General features: G+C 56.1%; 19 protein-coding genes. 8 read left to right on the top strand and 11 right to left on the bottom strand.

Going from position 1 to position 18,481, the window contains the following annotated elements; genetic code table 11:
* Window positions 1-114: 114 nt before the first annotated feature.
* The 8 genes from gyrA to hisS form a co-directional block, all read right to left on the bottom strand.
* Window positions 115-2,577, bottom strand: coding sequence for a DNA gyrase subunit A (gyrA, locus tag Q7U76_00150; protein MDO8354791.1), 2,463 nt, complete (start codon window positions 2,575-2,577; stop codon window positions 115-117).
* Between the two features lie 100 nt (window positions 2,578-2,677).
* Entirely contained in the window at window positions 2,678-5,149 is a 2,472-nt protein-coding gene (gyrB, locus tag Q7U76_00155) for a DNA topoisomerase (ATP-hydrolyzing) subunit B (protein MDO8354792.1), read from the bottom strand.
* Window positions 5,150-5,244: 95 nt separating this feature from the next.
* Window positions 5,245-6,372, bottom strand: coding sequence for a DNA polymerase III subunit beta (gene dnaN / locus Q7U76_00160; GenBank protein MDO8354793.1), 1,128 nt, complete (start codon window positions 6,370-6,372; stop codon window positions 5,245-5,247).
* A gap of 25 nt (window positions 6,373-6,397) precedes the next feature.
* Window positions 6,398-7,762 (bottom strand): chromosomal replication initiator protein DnaA, encoded by a 1,365-nt coding sequence (gene dnaA / locus Q7U76_00165; GenBank protein ID MDO8354794.1) that lies wholly within the window; start codon window positions 7,760-7,762, stop codon window positions 6,398-6,400.
* A gap of 312 nt (window positions 7,763-8,074) precedes the next feature.
* Complete coding sequence (locus tag Q7U76_00170) at window positions 8,075-8,317, bottom strand: hypothetical protein (GenBank protein MDO8354795.1); 243 nt, start codon at window positions 8,315-8,317, stop codon at window positions 8,075-8,077.
* Window positions 8,318-8,333: 16 nt separating this feature from the next.
* On the bottom strand, window positions 8,334-8,675 hold the full coding sequence (locus Q7U76_00175; GenBank protein MDO8354796.1) for a hypothetical protein: 342 nt from the start codon (window positions 8,673-8,675) through the stop codon (window positions 8,334-8,336).
* Between the two features lie 30 nt (window positions 8,676-8,705).
* The gene (locus Q7U76_00180; protein MDO8354797.1) at window positions 8,706-9,026 is read right to left on the bottom strand and encodes a DsrE family protein; all 321 of its coding nucleotides are present in this window, start codon (window positions 9,024-9,026) and stop codon (window positions 8,706-8,708) included.
* Between the two features lie 103 nt (window positions 9,027-9,129).
* Window positions 9,130-10,395: a histidine--tRNA ligase gene (gene hisS / locus Q7U76_00185; GenBank protein MDO8354798.1), complete on the bottom strand. Its 1,266-nt coding sequence runs from the start codon at window positions 10,393-10,395 to the stop codon at window positions 9,130-9,132.
* Window positions 10,396-10,609: 214 nt separating this feature from the next.
* Here hisS and Q7U76_00190 point away from each other — a divergent pair, with 214 nt between their 5' ends.
* The 5 genes from Q7U76_00190 to Q7U76_00210 all read left to right on the top strand — a co-directional run bounded on the left by Q7U76_00190 (window position 10,610) and on the right by Q7U76_00210 (window position 15,280).
* The gene (locus tag Q7U76_00190; protein ID MDO8354799.1) at window positions 10,610-12,094 is read left to right on the top strand and encodes an FAD-dependent thymidylate synthase; all 1,485 of its coding nucleotides are present in this window, start codon (window positions 10,610-10,612) and stop codon (window positions 12,092-12,094) included.
* An 18-nt stretch (window positions 12,095-12,112) separates the two neighbouring features.
* The gene (locus Q7U76_00195) at window positions 12,113-13,150 is read left to right on the top strand and encodes a tetratricopeptide repeat protein (GenBank protein MDO8354800.1); all 1,038 of its coding nucleotides are present in this window, start codon (window positions 12,113-12,115) and stop codon (window positions 13,148-13,150) included.
* 317 nt (window positions 13,151-13,467) lie between these two features.
* The gene (locus Q7U76_00200) at window positions 13,468-14,448 is read left to right on the top strand and encodes a hypothetical protein (protein ID MDO8354801.1); all 981 of its coding nucleotides are present in this window, start codon (window positions 13,468-13,470) and stop codon (window positions 14,446-14,448) included.
* A gap of 258 nt (window positions 14,449-14,706) precedes the next feature.
* Window positions 14,707-15,027 carry a BrnT family toxin gene (locus Q7U76_00205; protein ID MDO8354802.1) on the top strand — a complete coding sequence of 107 codons (321 nt, stop codon included), beginning with the start codon at window positions 14,707-14,709 and terminating at the stop codon, window positions 15,025-15,027.
* Window positions 14,990-15,280: a BrnA antitoxin family protein gene (locus tag Q7U76_00210; GenBank protein ID MDO8354803.1), complete on the top strand. Its 291-nt coding sequence runs from the start codon at window positions 14,990-14,992 to the stop codon at window positions 15,278-15,280. The genes Q7U76_00205 and Q7U76_00210 overlap by 38 nt, the downstream gene beginning before the upstream one ends.
* A 133-nt stretch (window positions 15,281-15,413) precedes the next feature.
* On the opposite strand, the gene Q7U76_00215 is transcribed toward Q7U76_00210, so the two are convergent.
* Window positions 15,414-16,364 (bottom strand): alpha/beta hydrolase, encoded by a 951-nt coding sequence (locus Q7U76_00215; GenBank protein ID MDO8354804.1) that lies wholly within the window; start codon window positions 16,362-16,364, stop codon window positions 15,414-15,416.
* A 167-nt stretch (window positions 16,365-16,531) separates the two neighbouring features.
* Between Q7U76_00215 and Q7U76_00220 the strand changes: the two genes are divergently transcribed.
* The 3 genes from Q7U76_00220 (at window position 16,532) to Q7U76_00230 (ending at window position 17,496) form a co-directional block, all read left to right on the top strand.
* Window positions 16,532-16,774 carry a hypothetical protein gene (locus Q7U76_00220; GenBank protein MDO8354805.1) on the top strand — a complete coding sequence of 81 codons (243 nt, stop codon included), beginning with the start codon at window positions 16,532-16,534 and terminating at the stop codon, window positions 16,772-16,774.
* A gap of 93 nt (window positions 16,775-16,867) precedes the next feature.
* On the top strand, window positions 16,868-17,107 hold the full coding sequence (locus tag Q7U76_00225; GenBank protein ID MDO8354806.1) for a hypothetical protein: 240 nt from the start codon (window positions 16,868-16,870) through the stop codon (window positions 17,105-17,107).
* Window positions 17,104-17,496 (top strand): putative toxin-antitoxin system toxin component, PIN family, encoded by a 393-nt coding sequence (locus Q7U76_00230; GenBank protein MDO8354807.1) that lies wholly within the window; start codon window positions 17,104-17,106, stop codon window positions 17,494-17,496. Before Q7U76_00225 ends, Q7U76_00230 begins: the two co-directional genes overlap by 4 nt.
* A gap of 208 nt (window positions 17,497-17,704) precedes the next feature.
* Here Q7U76_00230 and Q7U76_00235 read toward each other — a convergent pair whose 3' ends face one another.
* Together Q7U76_00235 and Q7U76_00240 are read right to left on the bottom strand one after the other, a co-directional pair.
* Window positions 17,705-17,974 (bottom strand): hypothetical protein, encoded by a 270-nt coding sequence (locus Q7U76_00235; protein ID MDO8354808.1) that lies wholly within the window; start codon window positions 17,972-17,974, stop codon window positions 17,705-17,707.
* Window positions 17,975-18,112: 138 nt separating this feature from the next.
* Complete coding sequence (locus tag Q7U76_00240) at window positions 18,113-18,451, bottom strand: P-II family nitrogen regulator (GenBank protein ID MDO8354809.1); 339 nt, start codon at window positions 18,449-18,451, stop codon at window positions 18,113-18,115.
* Window positions 18,452-18,481 lie beyond the last annotated feature (30 nt).

The raw sequence follows: 18,481 nt of genomic DNA on the forward strand, positions 1-18,481 counted from the left end.
CCGAGGGCCATCTTGACGACCGTATCCAGCGGCTTCTTCGGCTGAGGTCCGGAAGGGGTCGTTGAAGAAGCATCCTGTTCGTGCATAACAAAGAGAATAACGCCGCGCGACCTTTTACGCGCTACCCTCTTCAGGGAGCACTTCAACCGATTCTGCCAACCGAGCAACAGCCACAACTCGATCACCCTCGCCATCGAGATCGAGGATTCGTACGCCCTGAGTATTGCGGCCAATCTCGCGAAACTCATCCACCTTGCACCGTAGCACCTTGCCGTGAGCCGCCATCAGCATGATTTCATCGCCGTCCCGAACTTGCAGGAACCCGACGGCCAGTCCGTTGCGCTCATTGGTCTTCACACTGATGATGCCTTTCCCCCCGCGTCCCTGAATGCGATATTCGTTCACCGGCGTGCGCTTCCCGTAACCGCCCTCCGTGACCGTGAGGATTTGAGTCGTGGAGTCCGGCGTGATGGTTTCCATGCCGATGACTTCGTTGCCTTCCTCGAGCGCAATGCCACGCACTCCGTGCGCCGTACGGCCCATCGGACGGGCTTCATCTTCCTTAAAGCGAATCGTGATGCCCTTCTTCGTACCTAACAAAATCTCCCGCTGGCCGTCGGTGACATGCACACTGATGAGCCGATCTCCCTTATCCAACGACAGCGCGATAATGCCACCCAGGCGGGGATTCCCGTAGGCCGACAGTTCCGTCTTCTTGATGATGCCCTGCTTGGTCGCCATGACGACGAACCGGTCGTCGCGGAACTCCTTGACCGGCACGGTCGCCGTCACCTTCTCATCGCCGGTCAGCGCCAAGAGATTCACGAGGGCTTTGCCTTTGGCGGCCCGCCCTGCATCCGGAATCTCATGCACTTTCAGCCAATAGACCTTCCCGGCATCCGTGAAGAATAGAAGCGACTCATGCGTGGAGGCCGTGAACAGGGTGACGACAAAATCCTCTTCCTTGACCCCCATCCCGATTTTGCCCTTGCCGCCGCGACGCTGGGCGCGATAGAGGGTGACCGGATTGCGCTTGATGTAGCCGGCATGCGAGATCGTGACGACCACCTCTTCGTTCGCGATCATGTCTTCCAGGGTGATCTCCGCTTCTTCTTTCACGATCTGGGTGCGGCGCTCGTCCTTATAGGCTTCCCGCACTTCGATCAGCTCATCCTTGATGATCGTCCGCACCAGCGCTTCGCTGCTCAGGATCGACTTGAGCCGCTCGATCTGCTTCAAGACTTCTTTATATTCTTCGATCAGCTTGTTGCGCTCCAATTGCGTGAGACGCTGGAGCCGCATTTCTAAGATCGCATTCGACTGGATTTCGGTCAGCGTAAATTCACGCATCAAACCCACGCGGGCTTCATCCGGCGACGACGCCCGTCGGATCAACGCGATCACCGCATCCAAGTTGTCGAGGGCAATCTTGAGGCCCTCGAGAATATGGGCCCGCTCTTCCGCCTTGCGCAGCTCGAAGGCCGTCCGACGAACGACAACTTCACGCCGGTGCTCGATGAAATGATGCAGGATCTGCTTGAGATTCAAGACCTCAGGCCGGTTGTTGACCAGAGCGAGCATGATGACGCCGAAGGTCGTCTGAAGCTGCGTGAGCTTATAGAGATTATTCAACGTAATGAGCGGGATCTCACCGCGCTTGAGTTCGATGACCACACGAATGCCGTCCCGGTCGGACTCGTCGCGCAGATCGGAAATCCCCTTGATCCGTTCGTCGCGGATCAACTCAGCAATTTTTTCGATCAACTTGGATTTATTGACCTGATAGGGCAGCTCCGTGACGATCAGCCGTTCACGATCCGTCCGTTCATCCGTCTCCACCTTTACTTTTGCGCGCAGTGTCAGCAGACCCCGACCGCTTTCGTACGCGGACTTGATGCCGGCCGTGCCGTAGATAAACCCGGCCGTCGGGAAGTCCGGACCAGGAATTTTCTTCATCAACTGGGGAATCGTGATCTCAGGATTCTCCAAGAACAGCAGCAGCGCTTCGATCACTTCACCGACATTGTGGGTCGGGATGTTGGTGGAATAACCCACCGCAATGCCGCCGGCGCCGTTGACGAGAAGATTCGGAATTTTCGAAGGAAGGACCAGCGGTTCAACCAGCGACTCGTCGTAGTTCGGTCCAAAATCGACCGTATCCTTGTCGATATCGGCAAGCATGTCCTCAGCCACTTTGGTCAGGCGGGCTTCGGTATACCGCATGGCCGCCGGCGGATCGCCGTCGACCGACCCGAAGTTGCCTTGCCCGTCCACGAGCATATAACGCATGTTGAAGGGTTGCGCCATTCGAACGAGGGTATCGTAGATCGCACTGTCCCCGTGGGGATGGTAGTTCCCCATGATTTCGCCGACGATCTTGGCAGACTTACGATAGGCCCGGTTCGACGCCAGGCCCATTTCGTTCATGCCATGAAGAATGCGGCGATGGACCGGCTTGAGGCCGTCACGCACGTCGGGGAGCGCCCGGCCCACGATGACGCTCATCGCGTAACTCAGGTACGACGAGCGCATCTCGTCTTCAATGGCGATCTGTCCTAACCGTTCATCAGGTGGCATCTAATTCTCCATGGGAAAAGAGCGAATGGCTGATGGCAAGAAGAAAACTCCGCATCTGCTATTTGTCATACGCTATCAGCCATAAGCTCTTTGCAGTTTTTTACACGTCCAGGTTTCTGACTTCCAACGCATGGGCCTGAATGAAGTTTCGCCGGGGCTCGACTTCATCGCCCATCAAAATCGTGAAGATCTCGTCGACACCCGGCACATCTTCCAGTTTGACCTTCAACAGCGTCCGCACTTCCGGGTTCATCGTCGTTTCCCAGAGCTGGTTCGGGTTCATTTCGCCCAGACCTTTGTAGCGCTGGATGCTGAGCCCATGTTTACCCTTGTCGAGGATCGCCTTCACCAGTTCCACCGTCGCGGGCTGCAACTGTTCCTGTCCATCAGTTTTGATCTTGTACGGCGCTCGTCCAAAGCCGATCGCCGACGGCGAGAGCTTCTGCAGCTCGCGGAATTCCGCGGAACCGACCAGCTCGTGCGTCACATCGAAGCTATGGGTGGCTCCGTTGGCCAGCAGCCGGCAGGTAATTTTGTTCGATTGATGTTCTTCGTCCTCGACGATCTCCAACACCGGTGTCAGCTTCGGGTAGACCACCGTGAGGGTTTTCTTCACGTTGGCGACGACGGTCATGAGTGCCGTGCGATTCTTGAGCAACTCGCGATCCAGCCCCGGCTCATCCACAAACGCCCGCACCATGCTGGCCTCGTGCGGTTTCTTATTGAGCCGGCCGAGCAAGGTCTCGAACGAGATCAACTTTTTGAGAATGGGCAAGAGCCGCCGTCCCGTGACGTAGCCCTGGCTCCCCTCCACGTACACTTCGACATCCTCGACGGCGATGTCGGCCAAATGCTCGTTCAAGGCCAGTTCATCTTTGAGATACCGCTCCGTCTTGCCCTTCTTCACCTTGAAGAGCGGCGGCTGCGCAATATAGATGTAGCCTCGTTCGAGCAGCTCCGGCATCTGCCGGAAGAAAAAGGTCAGGAGCAGGGTCCGGATGTGGCTTCCGTCGACGTCGGCGTCGGTCATGAGAATGATCTTATGGTACCGGGCCTTCGCGATATCGAAGGAATCTTTGTCTGGCTTTTCACTCTCTTCGCGCTTACGGCCGATGCCGGTGCCGAGCGCCATGATCAACGTCCGGATCTCGTCGCTCGAGAGCATCTTGTCGAAACGCGCTTTCTCCACGTTGAGGATCTTACCCTTGAGGGGCAAAATCGCCTGAAACTTGCGGTCGCGCCCCTGCTTCGCGGAACCGCCGGCCGAATCTCCCTCGACGATGTAGAGCTCGCTCAAGGCCGGATCTTTCTCCGAACAGTCGGCCAACTTACCAGGCAGCGAACCTCCGTCCAACGCACTCTTGCGCCGGATGAGCTCTTTCGCTTTGCGCGCCGCTTCACGGGCACGAGCCGCGTCGATCGCTTTTCCGATGACCTTGCGCGCCACCGTCGGATTCTCTTCGAAATAGTTCCCCAGCGCTTCATTGACTGCGGCCTCGACGATGCCCTTCACCTCGCTGTTACCCAGCTTGGACTTCGTTTGCCCTTCGAACTGCGGATTCCGGACCTTGACGCTGACCACGGCCGTAAGCCCTTCACGGACATCGTCGCCGGTCAGCGATTCGGTATCTTTCTTGAGCAGGTCGTTGGCGTTCGCGTAGCTATTGATTGTGCGGGTCAGCGCGGCCTTGAAGCCCACCAAGTGCGTGCCGCCTTCCTTGGTGTTGATATTGTTCGCAAAGGAAAACAGGTTCTCGGCGTAGCTGTCGTTGTATTGAAGCGCGACCTCCAGCACCATCTCCGGCTTTTCAACCTGCACGTAGATCGGCTTATGCAGCGGCACTTTCGCTTCGTTCAGATGCTCGACGAACGAGACGATTCCGCCCTTATACTTGAAGATTTGCTCTTTCGCCGGTTCTTTCCGCCCATCCTTAAGGGTGATCTCCAGTCCCTTGTTCAAGAAGGCAAGTTCGCGCAGCCGCTGTGCCAGCACGTCGAAGCTGAGGTCGAGCACCTCGAAAATCTGCCCGTCGGACTTGTAGGTGACCTTCGTGCCGCGGCGCTTCGTCTTGCCTGTCATCTTGAGCGGCGCGGTGGGTTTGCCTCGCTCATAGCGCTGCTCGAACACCTGACCGTCCTGCCAAATTTCCAGCTCCAGCCATTCAGAGAGGGCGTTGACCACCGAAATCCCGACGCCGTGGAGCCCGCCGGAGACCGTGTAAGCGCCCTGCTCGAATTTGCCGCCCGCATGTAACACCGTCAGCGCGACTTCGGCAGCGGACTTCTTTTGCGTGGAATGCATCCCGGTCGGAATGCCGCGGCCGTTATCCACGACCGTAACGCTCCCATCGATATGGATCGTCACCTCGATCGTCTCACCGAATCCCGCCATATGTTCATCGACGCTGTTGTCGACGACTTCATAGACGAGGTGATGGAGACCGTCCGCACCGGTGCTGCCGATGTACATCGCCGGACGCTTTCGCACGGCATCCAGGCCTTCCAGCACTTTGATTTGGTCCGCGCCGTAACTCTCGGATTTCGGTGTGGTCTCGTTCTCGTTACTGGCCATCAGTCTCCTAATTTTCACGGGCGTAAGGCTAGGGGCGAGAGGCAAGGGGTTGGGAGACGTTTTCTCCTCTAGCCTCGTGCCCCTGGCCCTAGGCCTCAAATTTTAATTGGCATCACGACGCACTTGAAGCCGGGACTGTCTGACTCCTGGATCAAACAGGGGCTCAGCGGATTGTCCATTTGCAGAGAAATCGTCTCTCCGTCCATGACTCCAAGCACATCCAACAAGTAGCGGGCATTGAACCCCGTGTTCAACGCTTCCCCCTCATACTGTGCCGCCAGCTCTTCGGTCGCTTCTCCAAAATCTGGATTGCTGGAGAACAGCGTCATCTGTCCGGAGACAAACGAGACCTTCACCGCATTCGCCTTATCGCGCGACAAGACGGAGACACGCCTGAGCGCACTTTCCAACTCGTTGCGGTTGACCCCGATCTTCCTGCCGCTCTCTTTTGGGACCACTTGCTGATAGTTCGGGTAGTTCCCCTCCATCAGCCGCGAGGTCAACAGCAGTCCGCTCTTCCGGAAGATCATGAGGTTTTTGGTGAACCCGATCAAGGGCTCGCCTTCGCCGCCTTCTTCCAGAAGACGCTGCATCTCATGCGCGGCTTTCTTCGGAATGATGGCTTTGATCTCTTGCGGAACGCCCTTAGCCCCAGGCATGCCAACTTCCTGTTCGGCTACCGCCAACCGGTGTCCATCGGTGCCGACCAAGCGCAAGATCGTTTTCTTCTCCGACGTGATGAGGGTCACCAATAGCCCGTTGAGGATGTACCGCGCGTCATTGTCGCCGGCCGCGAAGAGGGTCTTGCGAATCAGCTCCAAGAAACCGGCCCCGGCGAGGGGAATGAGCCCTTCCCGTTCGATCGTGGGCAACGCGGGATAGTCGGTGCTGGGGAGACCGACGATCTTGAATTGGCTCTTGCCTGCCTGGATCGTCGTCCAGTTATTGTCACCGGAGGTGATATCGATGTCGCTGACGTTCAGTTCCTTGATGATCTCATAGAGCTTCCGGGCGGAGACTGTGACCCCTCCAGGCTTCTCGACAGTGGCCTTATAGAGCCCGCGCATGCCGATCTCGAGGTCGGTGGCGACGATCTCCACCCCCTCCTGCTTCGCCTCGATCAAAATGTTCGAGAGGATCGGCATCGTGTTGCGCTTCTCGACAACACCTTGGACCCGCTGGAGGCCCGTCAAGAGTTCTACTCGTCCCATACGTAGTTTCATAATCTCTTCTCCCTCACCCAACCGCTCATGCTCGTAGAATCTGTTCCTTCAAGCTGTCCAACGTGGCGCTCAATACACTGTCGAGGTCTTTGGCTTTAATGACCTGTTTGCAGGCATGAATGATCGTCGTATGGTCTTTGCCTCCGAACTGCCGCCCGATCTCGGGATACGAGGAGTCCGTGAGTTCCCGACAGAGATACATGGCGATCTGCCTCGGATGGACCAACGTTTTACTCCGGCGGCGGGATTTCAGGTCGGAGATCTTCACATGGAAGCGCGCGCCCACCGTTTCCTGAATATCGTCCATCGACACGATCTTTTTCTTGGTGCCGATCAGATCCCGGAGCACGGTCTTTGCCATCTCCAGCGTGATCGTTTGGCCGGTGAGCGACGCATAGGCGCCGAGGCGCACCAGCGAACCTTCCAGCTCGCGAATATTGCTCTTCATCGTGGTCGCGAGAAACTGAACGACATCTTCCGGCAACGAAACGCCATCGTCCTCGGACTTTTTCCGCAAGATGGCGATGCGTGTCTCCACGTCCGGCGGCTGAAGATCTGCGATCAGGCCCCATTCAAAGCGCGACCGCAGCCGTTCTTCGATATCGGGCATATCTTTCGGAAAACGGTCGCTCGAAAGGACCAGCTGCTTATGCGCTTCGTAGAGGGCATTGAACGTATGGAAAAATTCCTCCTGCGTCCGTTCCTTGCCCGCCAGGAATTGAATGTCGTCGATCATTAACATATCGATATGACGATACCGCTTCCGCAGATCCATCATCTTGTCGTATCGAATGGAGTTAATGACCTCGTTTGTAAACTGCTCGGTCGTCAAATAGGCAATGCGAAGATCGGTCCGCTCTGCCACATAGTTTCCAATGGCATTCAAGAGGTGGGTTTTCCCCAACCCGGTCTCGCCATAGATAAACAACGGATTGTAGGCTTTGGCCGGCTGTTCGGCGACCGCCATACAAGCGGCATGGGCAAACTGGTTCCCCGCGCCCACGACGAAATTCTTGAATGTGTACTTGGGATTAAGCTGGATGCCCCGTTTCGGCCTGGTCGCGGTACTTTGACGACTAGACGCCGGCGTAGTCCCGTTTTCAGGCAGTTTTACCACCTGTTTATGAAAGATGGAGAAGGTGATCGCCGTTTCTTCCCCGCCTCGGGCAGCCGAGAGTGCCTCAGCCAGGAGGGGTCCGTAGTGCTGGCTTAACCAATCGCCAAAAAACTTATTGGGAACGCCAAGTTGCGCAGTTGAATCTTCAATGTGCTCGAGGTGAATCGGCGTAAACCAGGTATCGTACACCTGTTTTGGCACTTTCCCTTGAATACAAGCCAAGGCGTCTTGCCACACATTCACAAGAGTCATAGTTTCTGTATCATTCTTCATACACAGACTTATTCACACCTGTGGATAACCTGGTTCTTCGCAGTGTTTTCTTGCGCGGTTTCTATTTTTTCATCCCGCGGACGATTCCAGCCAAGATCTATCACTCAAGCCGACACAGGTTGCTGACTGTGCATCCAGGGGTTACTCAGAGTCAATCCCCAAGTCTCTCCACAAAGACCGCATGCGAGAAAATCTAACGAATCAACAACTTGATCGCCGTCCACAATATCCACAGAGCCTACTCTTACTCCTACTACGACGACGAACTCTTATTACGACACACATAACTTCGGAGAAGAGTGCATAAACAACCTAGACCACAATGACATGTTCCGATGAGAAGATGCGCTCAATAAGATCGTCGTAGGTCATTGTCGGACATGAAGAACCGACAACTTCTTTCTCAACGGCCACAACCACTCCCTTCACCGAAGAAGGAACTGTCGATATTGCCTGCTCAACGAACACGATATCTATATCTGCATCGCCGGGGTAAAAGAGCGATGCAGGAATACCGGCTGACTGTTGTCGAAGAAGATAGAGCGTCATACCCATAGAACACCGAAATTCTCTAAAAAATGAGACTTCTATCAACGGTTTGAATCAACTGCCTAATTTCATCTGCTGTACGAGTTGTGACCGAGAAACTATCAGACCAGCTATCCATTGCCGTCCCGGGCTCGACGATAAAGGGGACAGAGAGATGTTTAAACGAAGGAAGATACTTTTCAAGGATATCGACATCAATGATCTCATCTGTATCCTCCCTCAGAAGCTTGGGAGCCTGCCCAAGGAGCACGACGGTCGTCTCATGATCCCCAGCACAGAGTCCCAACGCAATACGAAGGGCCTCAACAGGACGAGCGGTCACACAAGGATCTTCTGAAATGACGACAGCGATGCGTTTAGACATAAAACATCAAAAGCAGTAAGTAACCATCTCTTATGTAAACGCGAGAAAGCGATCACACCCATCGATAATTCCAGACAACACGACTAACCCGGATAACGAGACCCTCGAATCGACCGAGGCTGTGGGTACACCATGTTGCTGACAACCATAGGCGCAGACAGACATCTTCACACCGGCATCGATCAAGCCGATATAACGCTGATCGATCGCGCTCTTCACCCCTTCATCGATGAGATAGAGATAAACCTCGACTCCCCGGCGTAAAGCAGCCTGAGCCAGTTGGACGACGGTCTCAACACTAGGATGGGAAGGGGCTGTGGATAACAAGAGACCCAGCTTGCGAGCCGCCATAGTAATCCACTAAAGATATCAATACAATCAATTGCTTACGAATGAACGTCTGGGCGAGACTACGAGTTTTTCCACACAAAGTCAAGACTGAAAATGTGGATATCTATCCGGCGAGATTGCGGGACTTGAGGAGAGAGGCGAGACCTGCGAGAGGGAGTTCCTCTTGCGCCTTCGTCTCGAGGTTACGGAGAATGACCGCACCGCGGCTGGCTTCATCGTCGCCCAGAAGAATGGCATATCGGCACTTCGATCGATCCGCTTGGCGAAGGTGAGCTTTGAGCGTGGCGGCACGATAGTCACATTGGGCAGACAGTCCGACTCGACGGAGTTCGTCCAGGAGCACCAGGCCAAGTTTGGTCCCAGCCTCTCCGAAGGCCGCGATATAATAGAGCAACTCATGTAACGAGGACGAGGCAGTTTCTGGAAGCATCAACGACACACGCTCAAGGCCGACCGCAAATCCAATAGCGGGAACAGAAGGGCCGCCCAGCGTCTCCACCAATCCGTCGTAGCGGCCTCCGGCACCTACCGCGTTCTGAGCGCCCAAGTGGGTCGAGGTAATTTCAAAACTCGTCAAACAATAGTAGTCGAGCCCCCGCACCAGACGAGGATTCAACTGATAGGGGACCCCGATGGCTGTGAGACCGGTCAGAACCTGGTCGAAATGGGCTCGGGCCTCGGGAGAAAGATGTTCGGTAAGCTTGGGCGCCGATTCAGTCGCCGCTCGACAGTCCGGGATCTTGCAATCCAATACGCGTAACGGGTTCGTCTCCATGCGGCGCCGGCAGTTGGCACAGAGATTGGCTTCGTGCTGCGAGAGAAAGGCGAGCAAGATCGGTTTGTAGGCGGCGCGGTCGCCGGTACCCCCCAGACTATTGATTTCCAAAGTCAGGTCCGGCAGGCCTAGATCCGAGAGCAGGCGCCAGAGTAGGGCAATCGCCTCGACATCGACGCGAGGATCCGCCGTGCCGAACGACTCTACCCCGAATTGATGGAACTGCCGGAGACGTCCCGCCTGCGGCCGCTCATGGCGGAACATCGGACCGATATAAAAATACTTTTGCGGAAGCGGCTCGGCCGCACGATTGTGTTCGATGAAGGCGCGGACCGTTCCGGCTGTGCCTTCAGGGCGCAGCGTTAGCGAAGTCCCGTCCCGGTCAGGAAAGGTATACATCTCTTTTTCGACGATGTCCGTAGCCGCGCCGATACTGCGGGCAAAGAGCGCCGTGAGTTCGAAGATGGGGATCCGGATTTCTTGATATCCATAGGCCAGCGCCCAACGCCGCGCGGCATCTTCAATGAAACGCCACCGGGGAGTTTCCTCGGGAAGGATATCTTTAACGCCCTTAATGCCCTTGATCGTATCCATAGCCAGCAACTATTGTGAAAGATTCGGGACTATAACGGCGGGTCCTGGGCAAGTCAACGAGCGGGGCGCGCGTCAAACGGGTCCGAACCGGCGACCATCTACCGCGTGAACGATTTCCCTCGGATGATGGTTGACGAATGACGTCCGATGTCCTTGCACCGACTGCCGCGCGGGCGTATAGTTCGCGGCCTATGTCTGTGTCAGGGAACGTCTCATGAGTATCGATCAACCGACCCGTCGAGTCATCGCGCTGGCGCCTATGCCGCCCGAGAAATCCGCCTATGCGCTGGCCCGTTATAGCCGCTCGCCCGACTCGATCGAGGACAGCCTCCGCTGGGTGCATGGGCATTCGTCTGAGAAGTTCTGGGATCAGTTTTATTTCGACTATGGCCATGCCTCGATCGCCGATCTAGGTCATGTCATCATCTGCTTCGAGGACATCTCCGAACTCGCCGCGATCCGGCTCGAAGACGAGCCCCTGTGGGATGGCCAGGCGAAATCCAGCCGCTATCAGAACTTTGCGTCCGGCGGATGGTACGTGCCTGATTCCATTCGAGGGTCCGAGACCGAGGGCACCTATCATGGCATCCTCCGCAGCCTCGCCGAGATCTATCGGCTCCTGCATCAACCCTTGACCCAATTTATTTCGGAGCGCGAGCCGCGCCCCGAATCGATGAAGCCAGCCGATTACCAACGGACCATTGCCGCGCGCGCCTTCGACGTGACCCGGTATCTCCTGCCCCTCGCGGCCAAGACGAACGTCGGGCAAGTCGTCAGCATCAGAACGTTGGAAAAACAAATCATCAGACTCTTGTCGTCGCAACTCCCGGAATTGCGTTCGATCGGCGACGAACTCAAGGATGCCTGCCAGCGGTCCCCCGTGAATGTATGGGGCGAGTTGTCCGGCCAGACCGGCGCACAGGAACCGCTGGCGCCGACGCTCGCGCGCCATGCCAAGGCGAACGACTATCAGGCCTCCGTCTACCTCGACCTTGCCCGCTATGCGAAAGACGCACTTCAAGGAACCGGATTGGATCAACCGGCTACCTGGGGCGCGCAGGAGCCGGTCGAACTCATCGAGTCCCACGATCCCCTGGACGAAATCGTCACCACCTTGCTCTATCGTGTTTCGCATGCCCCCTATCGGAGCATTCTCGCGGTCGTCCGTAGCTGGACCGAAAAGCAGAAACAGGAAACGATCGACGTGGCGATGAGTGCACGAGGGCCCTACGACGAACTCATCAAAGAATTCCGCAGCGGCTACGCCTTCACGTTCGACGTACTCATGGACATCGGCGGCTGGCGCGACATGCACCGGCACCGGCGCTGCCAGCAGATCCAACAGAACTTCACGACCATGCATGGCTATGAAGTCCCGCCGCCGCTCGTGCAGGCAGGGCTGGACCAGGAATATCGCCAGGCCATGGATGCGGTCCGTTCGGACATCGAGCAGCTCAAGAAAACCAGCGCGGAGGGATCGCTCTACGCCACCCCGTTCGGCTTCAAGGTGCGCTGCCTCTTCAAGATGGACTATGCCGAAGCCGAATACATCGCGAAGCTCCGATCCGGCGTGAAGGGTCACTGGTCGTACCGGACCATCGCCTGGCTGATGAAACAAAAAATCGCGGCTCGTTATCCTGCACTCGGGGATCGCATCCAAGCCACCTCGCCGGATATTGAAGATACCCTCACCAGATAACGCAGACGATCGACCCCGATGACCGACTACCAAGCATCATGTGAAACGACCCTGCTGGAAGGCCAATGGGATCAGGCCTTGTCCGCCGCATTGGCCTGGGCCCGCCATTCCGCCACCGACGCAACGCGGGACCCGCGACCCCATTTCGCCCTGAACGTCATCTATCTATTGCGTGGGGAGTTTGCCGAAGCCTGGAATACCCATTCGAAGTGTTTACAGGAACCGGAAGACATTGCCCTGGTCAAAGCATGGATCGAAGGATTTGTCGCGCGCCAGTCGGAACAGGCCAATGCCCATCTCGTGATGGGCCTGTTTCTGGCTCAGTCAGGCCAGTCCGAACAATCGATCGCCTCCTACAAGGAATCGATCAAGCTCGCGCCACAATCCGCCTATCCCCATTATTTTGTCGCACAGATTCATGAGCGGGCCGACCACCTCGAAATGGCCATCAAGGAATACCGCGAAGCAGTCCGGCTGGATCCCTCCTATGCGCCGGCGCGCACCAACCTGGGCGTGGCCTACCAAGAGCAGGGCCGGTTGGAGATGGCGATTCCCCAATATCGCGAAGTGATCAAGCTGCATCCCAACGATTCGGTGGCCCATGCCAACCTCGCCTGCGCGCTGGCCGAGCAGGGCAAGTTCGAGCCGGCCTTGCAGTCCTACAAAGAAGCCTTGCGCCTGAACCCCAAGGACGCAGCCGTGCATTTCGCGCTGGGCAACCATTACGAAACGAAGGGCCGTCTGGATCTGGCACTCAAAGAATACGACGCGGCCCTCGTCGCCGATCCGAACTTCGGTCCGGCCCATGCGGCGATCGGCTGGATGGCGCTGGGTAGACAGCATATGCAAGCCGCCTACGAAGCCTTCAATCGCGCCCTCAAGGCCAACGATCAAGACCCTCGGGCCTACCACGGCATCGCCGAATACTATTCCCAAAAGGGAAAGCGCGAGAGCGCGCTGGACAACTTCGCCAAGGCGCTCAAGTTCTACAAAGACCCCGAACGAAAAAACGCGATTTTGAATCAGCTGTTCCAGGAAGGCCAGATGGCGGATTAGCAGGATGCTGAAAAAGCCCGCCAGCAGCGTTCTCGCATCGTTCAGATCCTCAACGTACCCCTGAGGGTACGCATCCGGTCCTCACTCGCTGCGGCCTTGCTGAACGGCCTTTTTGAGCATCCTGCGGGAATATCCTACTGTCGTGCCACACGAACGGACCGTAAAAGTTTCGCATGCGAAAGTAGTTTTCCCTCGCAATGGCTCGTTGCCGAACCCTATGCCCACCGAGAGAATCATGCAAGTTCTGGAAGAATTCATGAAACAGGATATGCACGTCGGTTTACTTAACGGTTAGCATTCAATTCAGGACGCGTCGCATGTTTGATCACGATTATTTTGATGTGTACCCATTCGAGGATGTTCCACTGAATTGTGACTGCTATCTCATGGGCGACTGCTATATCCATGAATACGAGGCATCGATGTTAGATGTTTTCGCCGACAAGGGAGGTGCCCCTATCGGCTACATCAGTTACTCGGCCGCGAGAAAGATCAACGAGCACTCTTTAGACCTATCGTGGTATCCGAACATATCTTCTCGCTTTCATGAAGTAGCCATCTCGCTGCCGCGGAATCAATTCATCACTTGTGTAGGAAGCTGGCGATACAGCGAGAAGCCACATATTTTCGTGAAGTCTGGATGGCTGGAGGAGTTACATCGGAGATCCTATACGGTCTTCTGCATGGTGGATGCAATAGGAGTAAAAGCGGCTCTCCAGAATGGAACTCTCTCAAGAGAGAAGTTAGTTCTATTGCGAGAAGCTATAGACCGACTGGCTGAGAGCCATTCAGAGGTGTGTTTCGTATCGTTTGCGGACAGCTTGCTCATTAAGGGCAATTGGACAGTAGGGCATTTTCGAAGCGGCGTTTCGTACACCTACAACCCCGAAGTATTCGTGCATATCTTCAAGGAACTTCAAGCCGTCTACCGAGAGATACTCGGCTTGGATGTGTATGCGATTCTGACCCAAGGAACGAATGAATACTTCGAAGATTCATTGGTCCACATTTCTAGCGGAAAGAACCACGTATCGTTGAATAGCTTGGGGGTACCCTTTGCTCAGCTGATGGCAATAGATACATCCGTGCGGACAGCCATAAAGGCAAAAGAGCATGGCCGCTTCGAACTCTACTTTGACGAACATTTCTACAACTCCCTTCGATTTAGGTTTGAGTTCAATAAGCAAGCTCGGCCCAAATATACCTATTCGGCACCCATGATGGACGTAGGAAGCCACTACTACTGTGCTCAGCTGCAGGAGGTGCTTGAGAATTTTTCTCCAGATAAGGATGACTGAGGTGTACAGCTTTGCTGCATCGTGGTGGACGCGTATGGGGATTTAAGGGGTCAGACCTCTTTGTTTTCACGCTCTTGATGTGAGAGGAGCCTGGGAGGGGCGGGCTCGGAAAGCCGTCGTTGGACGCACGCAGAGGGAGATCCATCAGCCCCCATCCCTGAAGAGGCAACGGATAAGCTGGGAGGGATCGTTTAGGGGGAGGCGTTGACGAGGTAAGGCCCATCAGTATATTGTTGCCATATACAGACTGGGGCGCGCATGAAGAGACTGCTCGGGCTTGAAGGATTTGATTGGAATGAGGCCAACCTCACGAAGAATTGGGAAAAGCACCGTGTCACCCCCTGGGAATGCGAGCAATTGTTCTTCAACCTTCCGCTGGTCGTGGCGGAAGACTCGGTCCATTCCACAGTTGAGGCCCGCTACTATGTCCTGGGGCAAACCGATGCAGGACGACGGCTATTTCTAGTCTTTACCGCCCGCAAGCGGAGGATTCGCGTCATATCGGCGAGGGACATGAGTGTGAAGGAACGGAGGACGTACGATGAGCAAGTTAAAACCAAAACCGACGTTCAAGAGTGAAGCGCAGGAAGTCGCCTTCTGGGCCTCGCATGACTCCACGGAGTATATCGACTACTCCAAGAGTCGCCGGATGATCTTTCCGAAGCTCAAGCCATCGACGGAGACAATTTCACTCCGGCTGCCAAAATCTCTTCTGGACCAAATCAAGACGTTGGCCAATAAGCGCGATGTTCCCTATCAGACGCTCCTGAAACTTTTCGTGCTCGAACGAGTGCAAGCGGAGCTGCACCTCAAGACCGCTAAGGCGTCATAGGGGGGGCAGTACTGGATAGGCCGCCTGGTCACCCTCCTACTCGCGGAACACGCGCTTCAGAAGGGGAAGGAGTCTGTACGTCGAGGTGGACGGACGACTGAGAACGCAGCTGGAGGGAATTTTCAGCAGCCGACTACGGGAGGCCGAGCGTGCGCATGAAGTTCTCGATAGTCGTGGTGTATTCGCTTGGAAGACCCAGCTCTTTGTTGAGTTCCCCGTGCTTCAGATCCACCGGCAGCACGGTGATCTTCCCGCCTAGTTCGGTCGCTTTGGACGCAAACGTTTGTGCTGGCGGACAGGCAGCGTTGCGCCTGGTCGAGCAGACCAGAAACATCGGCGCAGGGGCCCCAGTCAGCCGACGGTAGGGCGACGCCTCGGTCCAGAACGCAGGGTCTTTCCCAAACGCACGATCATAGATACGGGGATGTTTCCGCTGCATGATCTCGACGAGGTCGTAGGCGGCGCTGTCGAGTACGATGGTGCCAAGCCATGCTGTCCCGCCTTTGCTGGTCACGATGCGAGGATCGGCTGCCAGCAGGGAGACCAGATGGGCTCCGGCCGAATGTCCCAGCAATAACACGCGAGTCGGGTCGCCTCCCCAGGATGGGGCCTTGGCCTGCACGAAGGCCAGGGCTCGTGCGATGTCGTCTGCCTGGTCAAGGGGGTTGGGCCGTCGAGACATGCGATAGTTCGACGACACGAGGATGTAGCCCTTGGGCAGCCAATGCGAGACCTTATTCGAGACGAAGCCTGACGCAGCCTTGTCCCCGATCATCCAGGCACCCCCATGCACCATGAAGATGATCGGCGCCCCCTTGGCTTGAGCGGGGAGATAGACATCCAGACGTTGCTGGGGGTCGGTGCCATAGGCGAGGTCCCGTTCGAGTCGCGCGTCAGTCGGGAGGCGCACGCCGGTCGCCGATTGCTCGCCAAGGTCTAGCTCGCCGGTATCCTCGGCCTGTGCAGCCGCGCGCCGGTTTTCGAGCCGCTCTTCGATCCGGTCACGAAGCGGGCCGCCGAATGCCGAGGTGAACTGCCCCAGCAATTCCACCAGCAACATAGCCAAAAATAGAGAATGTTTCATCATCAGCTCCCGGTTCACTCACCGACGCGCATCATGCCCTGTTAGCATCCGGTCATCAAGGTATGCAGGTGCCTGGAGTTGCGCCATCTCCGTAGTGGGGATAGAGTAGTGCGCATGATTCACCAGGGGCTCCCATTGGTCGCAATAACGCAACAAGAGGAGGCATCATGAAGACAGTGTATGTCGCGCTGCTGATCGGAATGTTATCGGGCTGTGCGACGACCCCTTCTGGGCGTTGGGAGCAGACTGGGCGAACGGAGCTAGAAACCCAGGACGATTTTGCCCATTGCGAGAAAACCGCCTATTTGGACTCGCAGCGCAACAAAACCGACGAGCCCTTCAAGGGACCGATCATCGAAAAGAACTGCATGCAACGGCTGGGCTACACGTACATCAATAATCCGAAGTAAGTCTAGTTGGCCTGCCTGCCCCCTACTCTCAGGACGTCCATGTGGACGCATATAGGCCTGCATGGTAGGATTTAGCCCGTAAGAGGTGTGACCATGGCAACAGCGGCGAAACGACAACTGGCCCTTCCTGCAGCGCTCTCCAAAGAACTGGATGAGCTCGCTCGGCGTGAGGGGAAGAGTACGGTCGCGGTCTTGCAAGATCTCGTTTCAGAGAACAAACACAAACGGCTCGAACAGGAGTTCCGGGCCATCCAAGGCTATTGGAGTAAAAAGGCGAAAGCCAAAGGCATTCTTACGTCCCGTGATCTCCTGAGGTATCTCGCGAAACCGTGAGAGTCGTTTTTGATACCAATATTTACGTCTCAGCGTTCGTCCTGCCTGGTTCTTCTGCCGATCGAGCGATGCAGCGCATCTTTGACGGCCACGATACGTTACTGATCTCCAAACCCATCCTCGACGAACTACTCATCACTCTTGCTCGTAAGTTCAGCCGCGATGCCGATGCCTTAAGCCGTACAGCTCTGTTACTGACAGAGCTCGCCGAACTCATTCAACCGAGGGAACGGGTCAACGTGTTCGAAGACGACCCGGACAATCGGATTCTCGAATGTGCGATTGCCGGACAGGCCAAGATCATTGTGACCGGAGACAAGGCCATGCTGGCGGTTGAAATATCTCATGGAGTCCGGCTTCTTTCCTTGAGCGCGTATCTGCGCCGATAAGAAGCAGGTTCACGACATGAATTGATCTGAATACGTTGAGGATTTTCGAGCTGAGAATGAAGCGTAGTGCTTTCAGGACTCCAGAGGCAGCTCAAAATTTTCGCCAGCAAGGCCGCAGGAAGCGTGACGACTGAGGCGTACCCTTGCGGTACGTCGCAGGGAGGCACGCGCACGAGAACGAAGCTGGGGGAAATTTTCAGCTGCCGACTTAGAGTTCGCGGATGGCGCCTTGAAGAACCGTGATCTGCGTCACCGGATCGCCGGAGGATTTGAGCTCTGTGCGGATTTGATGTTTGAGGTAGGAGGAGTAGCCTACGCGGTCGACCAAGAGGTCGAGGAACCGCTCGACCGGAAGGAGGCTCTGGGCCTTGAGTTCTTCCACGGTCTCGTCACTGACGGGGATGTAGCTGCTCCCCATGTGGAACACCACATTATAGTAACGATTTGTCCCGATACGCTCGAACCGTAAACCCTTCATCCCATACTCCTCTTCACCGGCGTGAGGGGGCTCATTTTAGACAAACAGGTTCCGGAAGACAAGGGCGGCGCTGACCGGCCGAGTGTGCTTTTCAGCCTGTATTCGGAGCCTAGTCCGGCCTGTTCCTGGCCCGGTGCGCTACTTTTTCTGGGCCTTCCCGAAATACTCCTGCCGGCTGACCGCTACGTCGGTGACGAACATGACCCCGGAATGCCGATCGAACAGCGGCCGCAGTCCTGCCAGGATGGGCTCCACTTTTTCTTCCGGGACGACCGTCATGATCATCTCGAGGCTTTCCTGCTCGCTGAACATGAAGTGGGCTTCGCGCACACCATGATGTCCTTTGCCCGACACATTGCCGATGATCGTGTAGCCGGTTGCGTTGACCCGGTCCAGCAATTCCGTCACAAACGGCCGGTGTTCTCCCGCCACGATCACTCGGATTTCCTTCATCGGATGCAATGTCAACGCGCCCATCTATGCACTCCTTCCTTCTGTGTGCCCACG

It is taken from the genome of Nitrospirota bacterium, assembly GCA_030645475.1.
In the GTDB taxonomy this organism is placed as follows: domain Bacteria; phylum Nitrospirota; class Nitrospiria; order Nitrospirales; family Nitrospiraceae; genus Palsa-1315.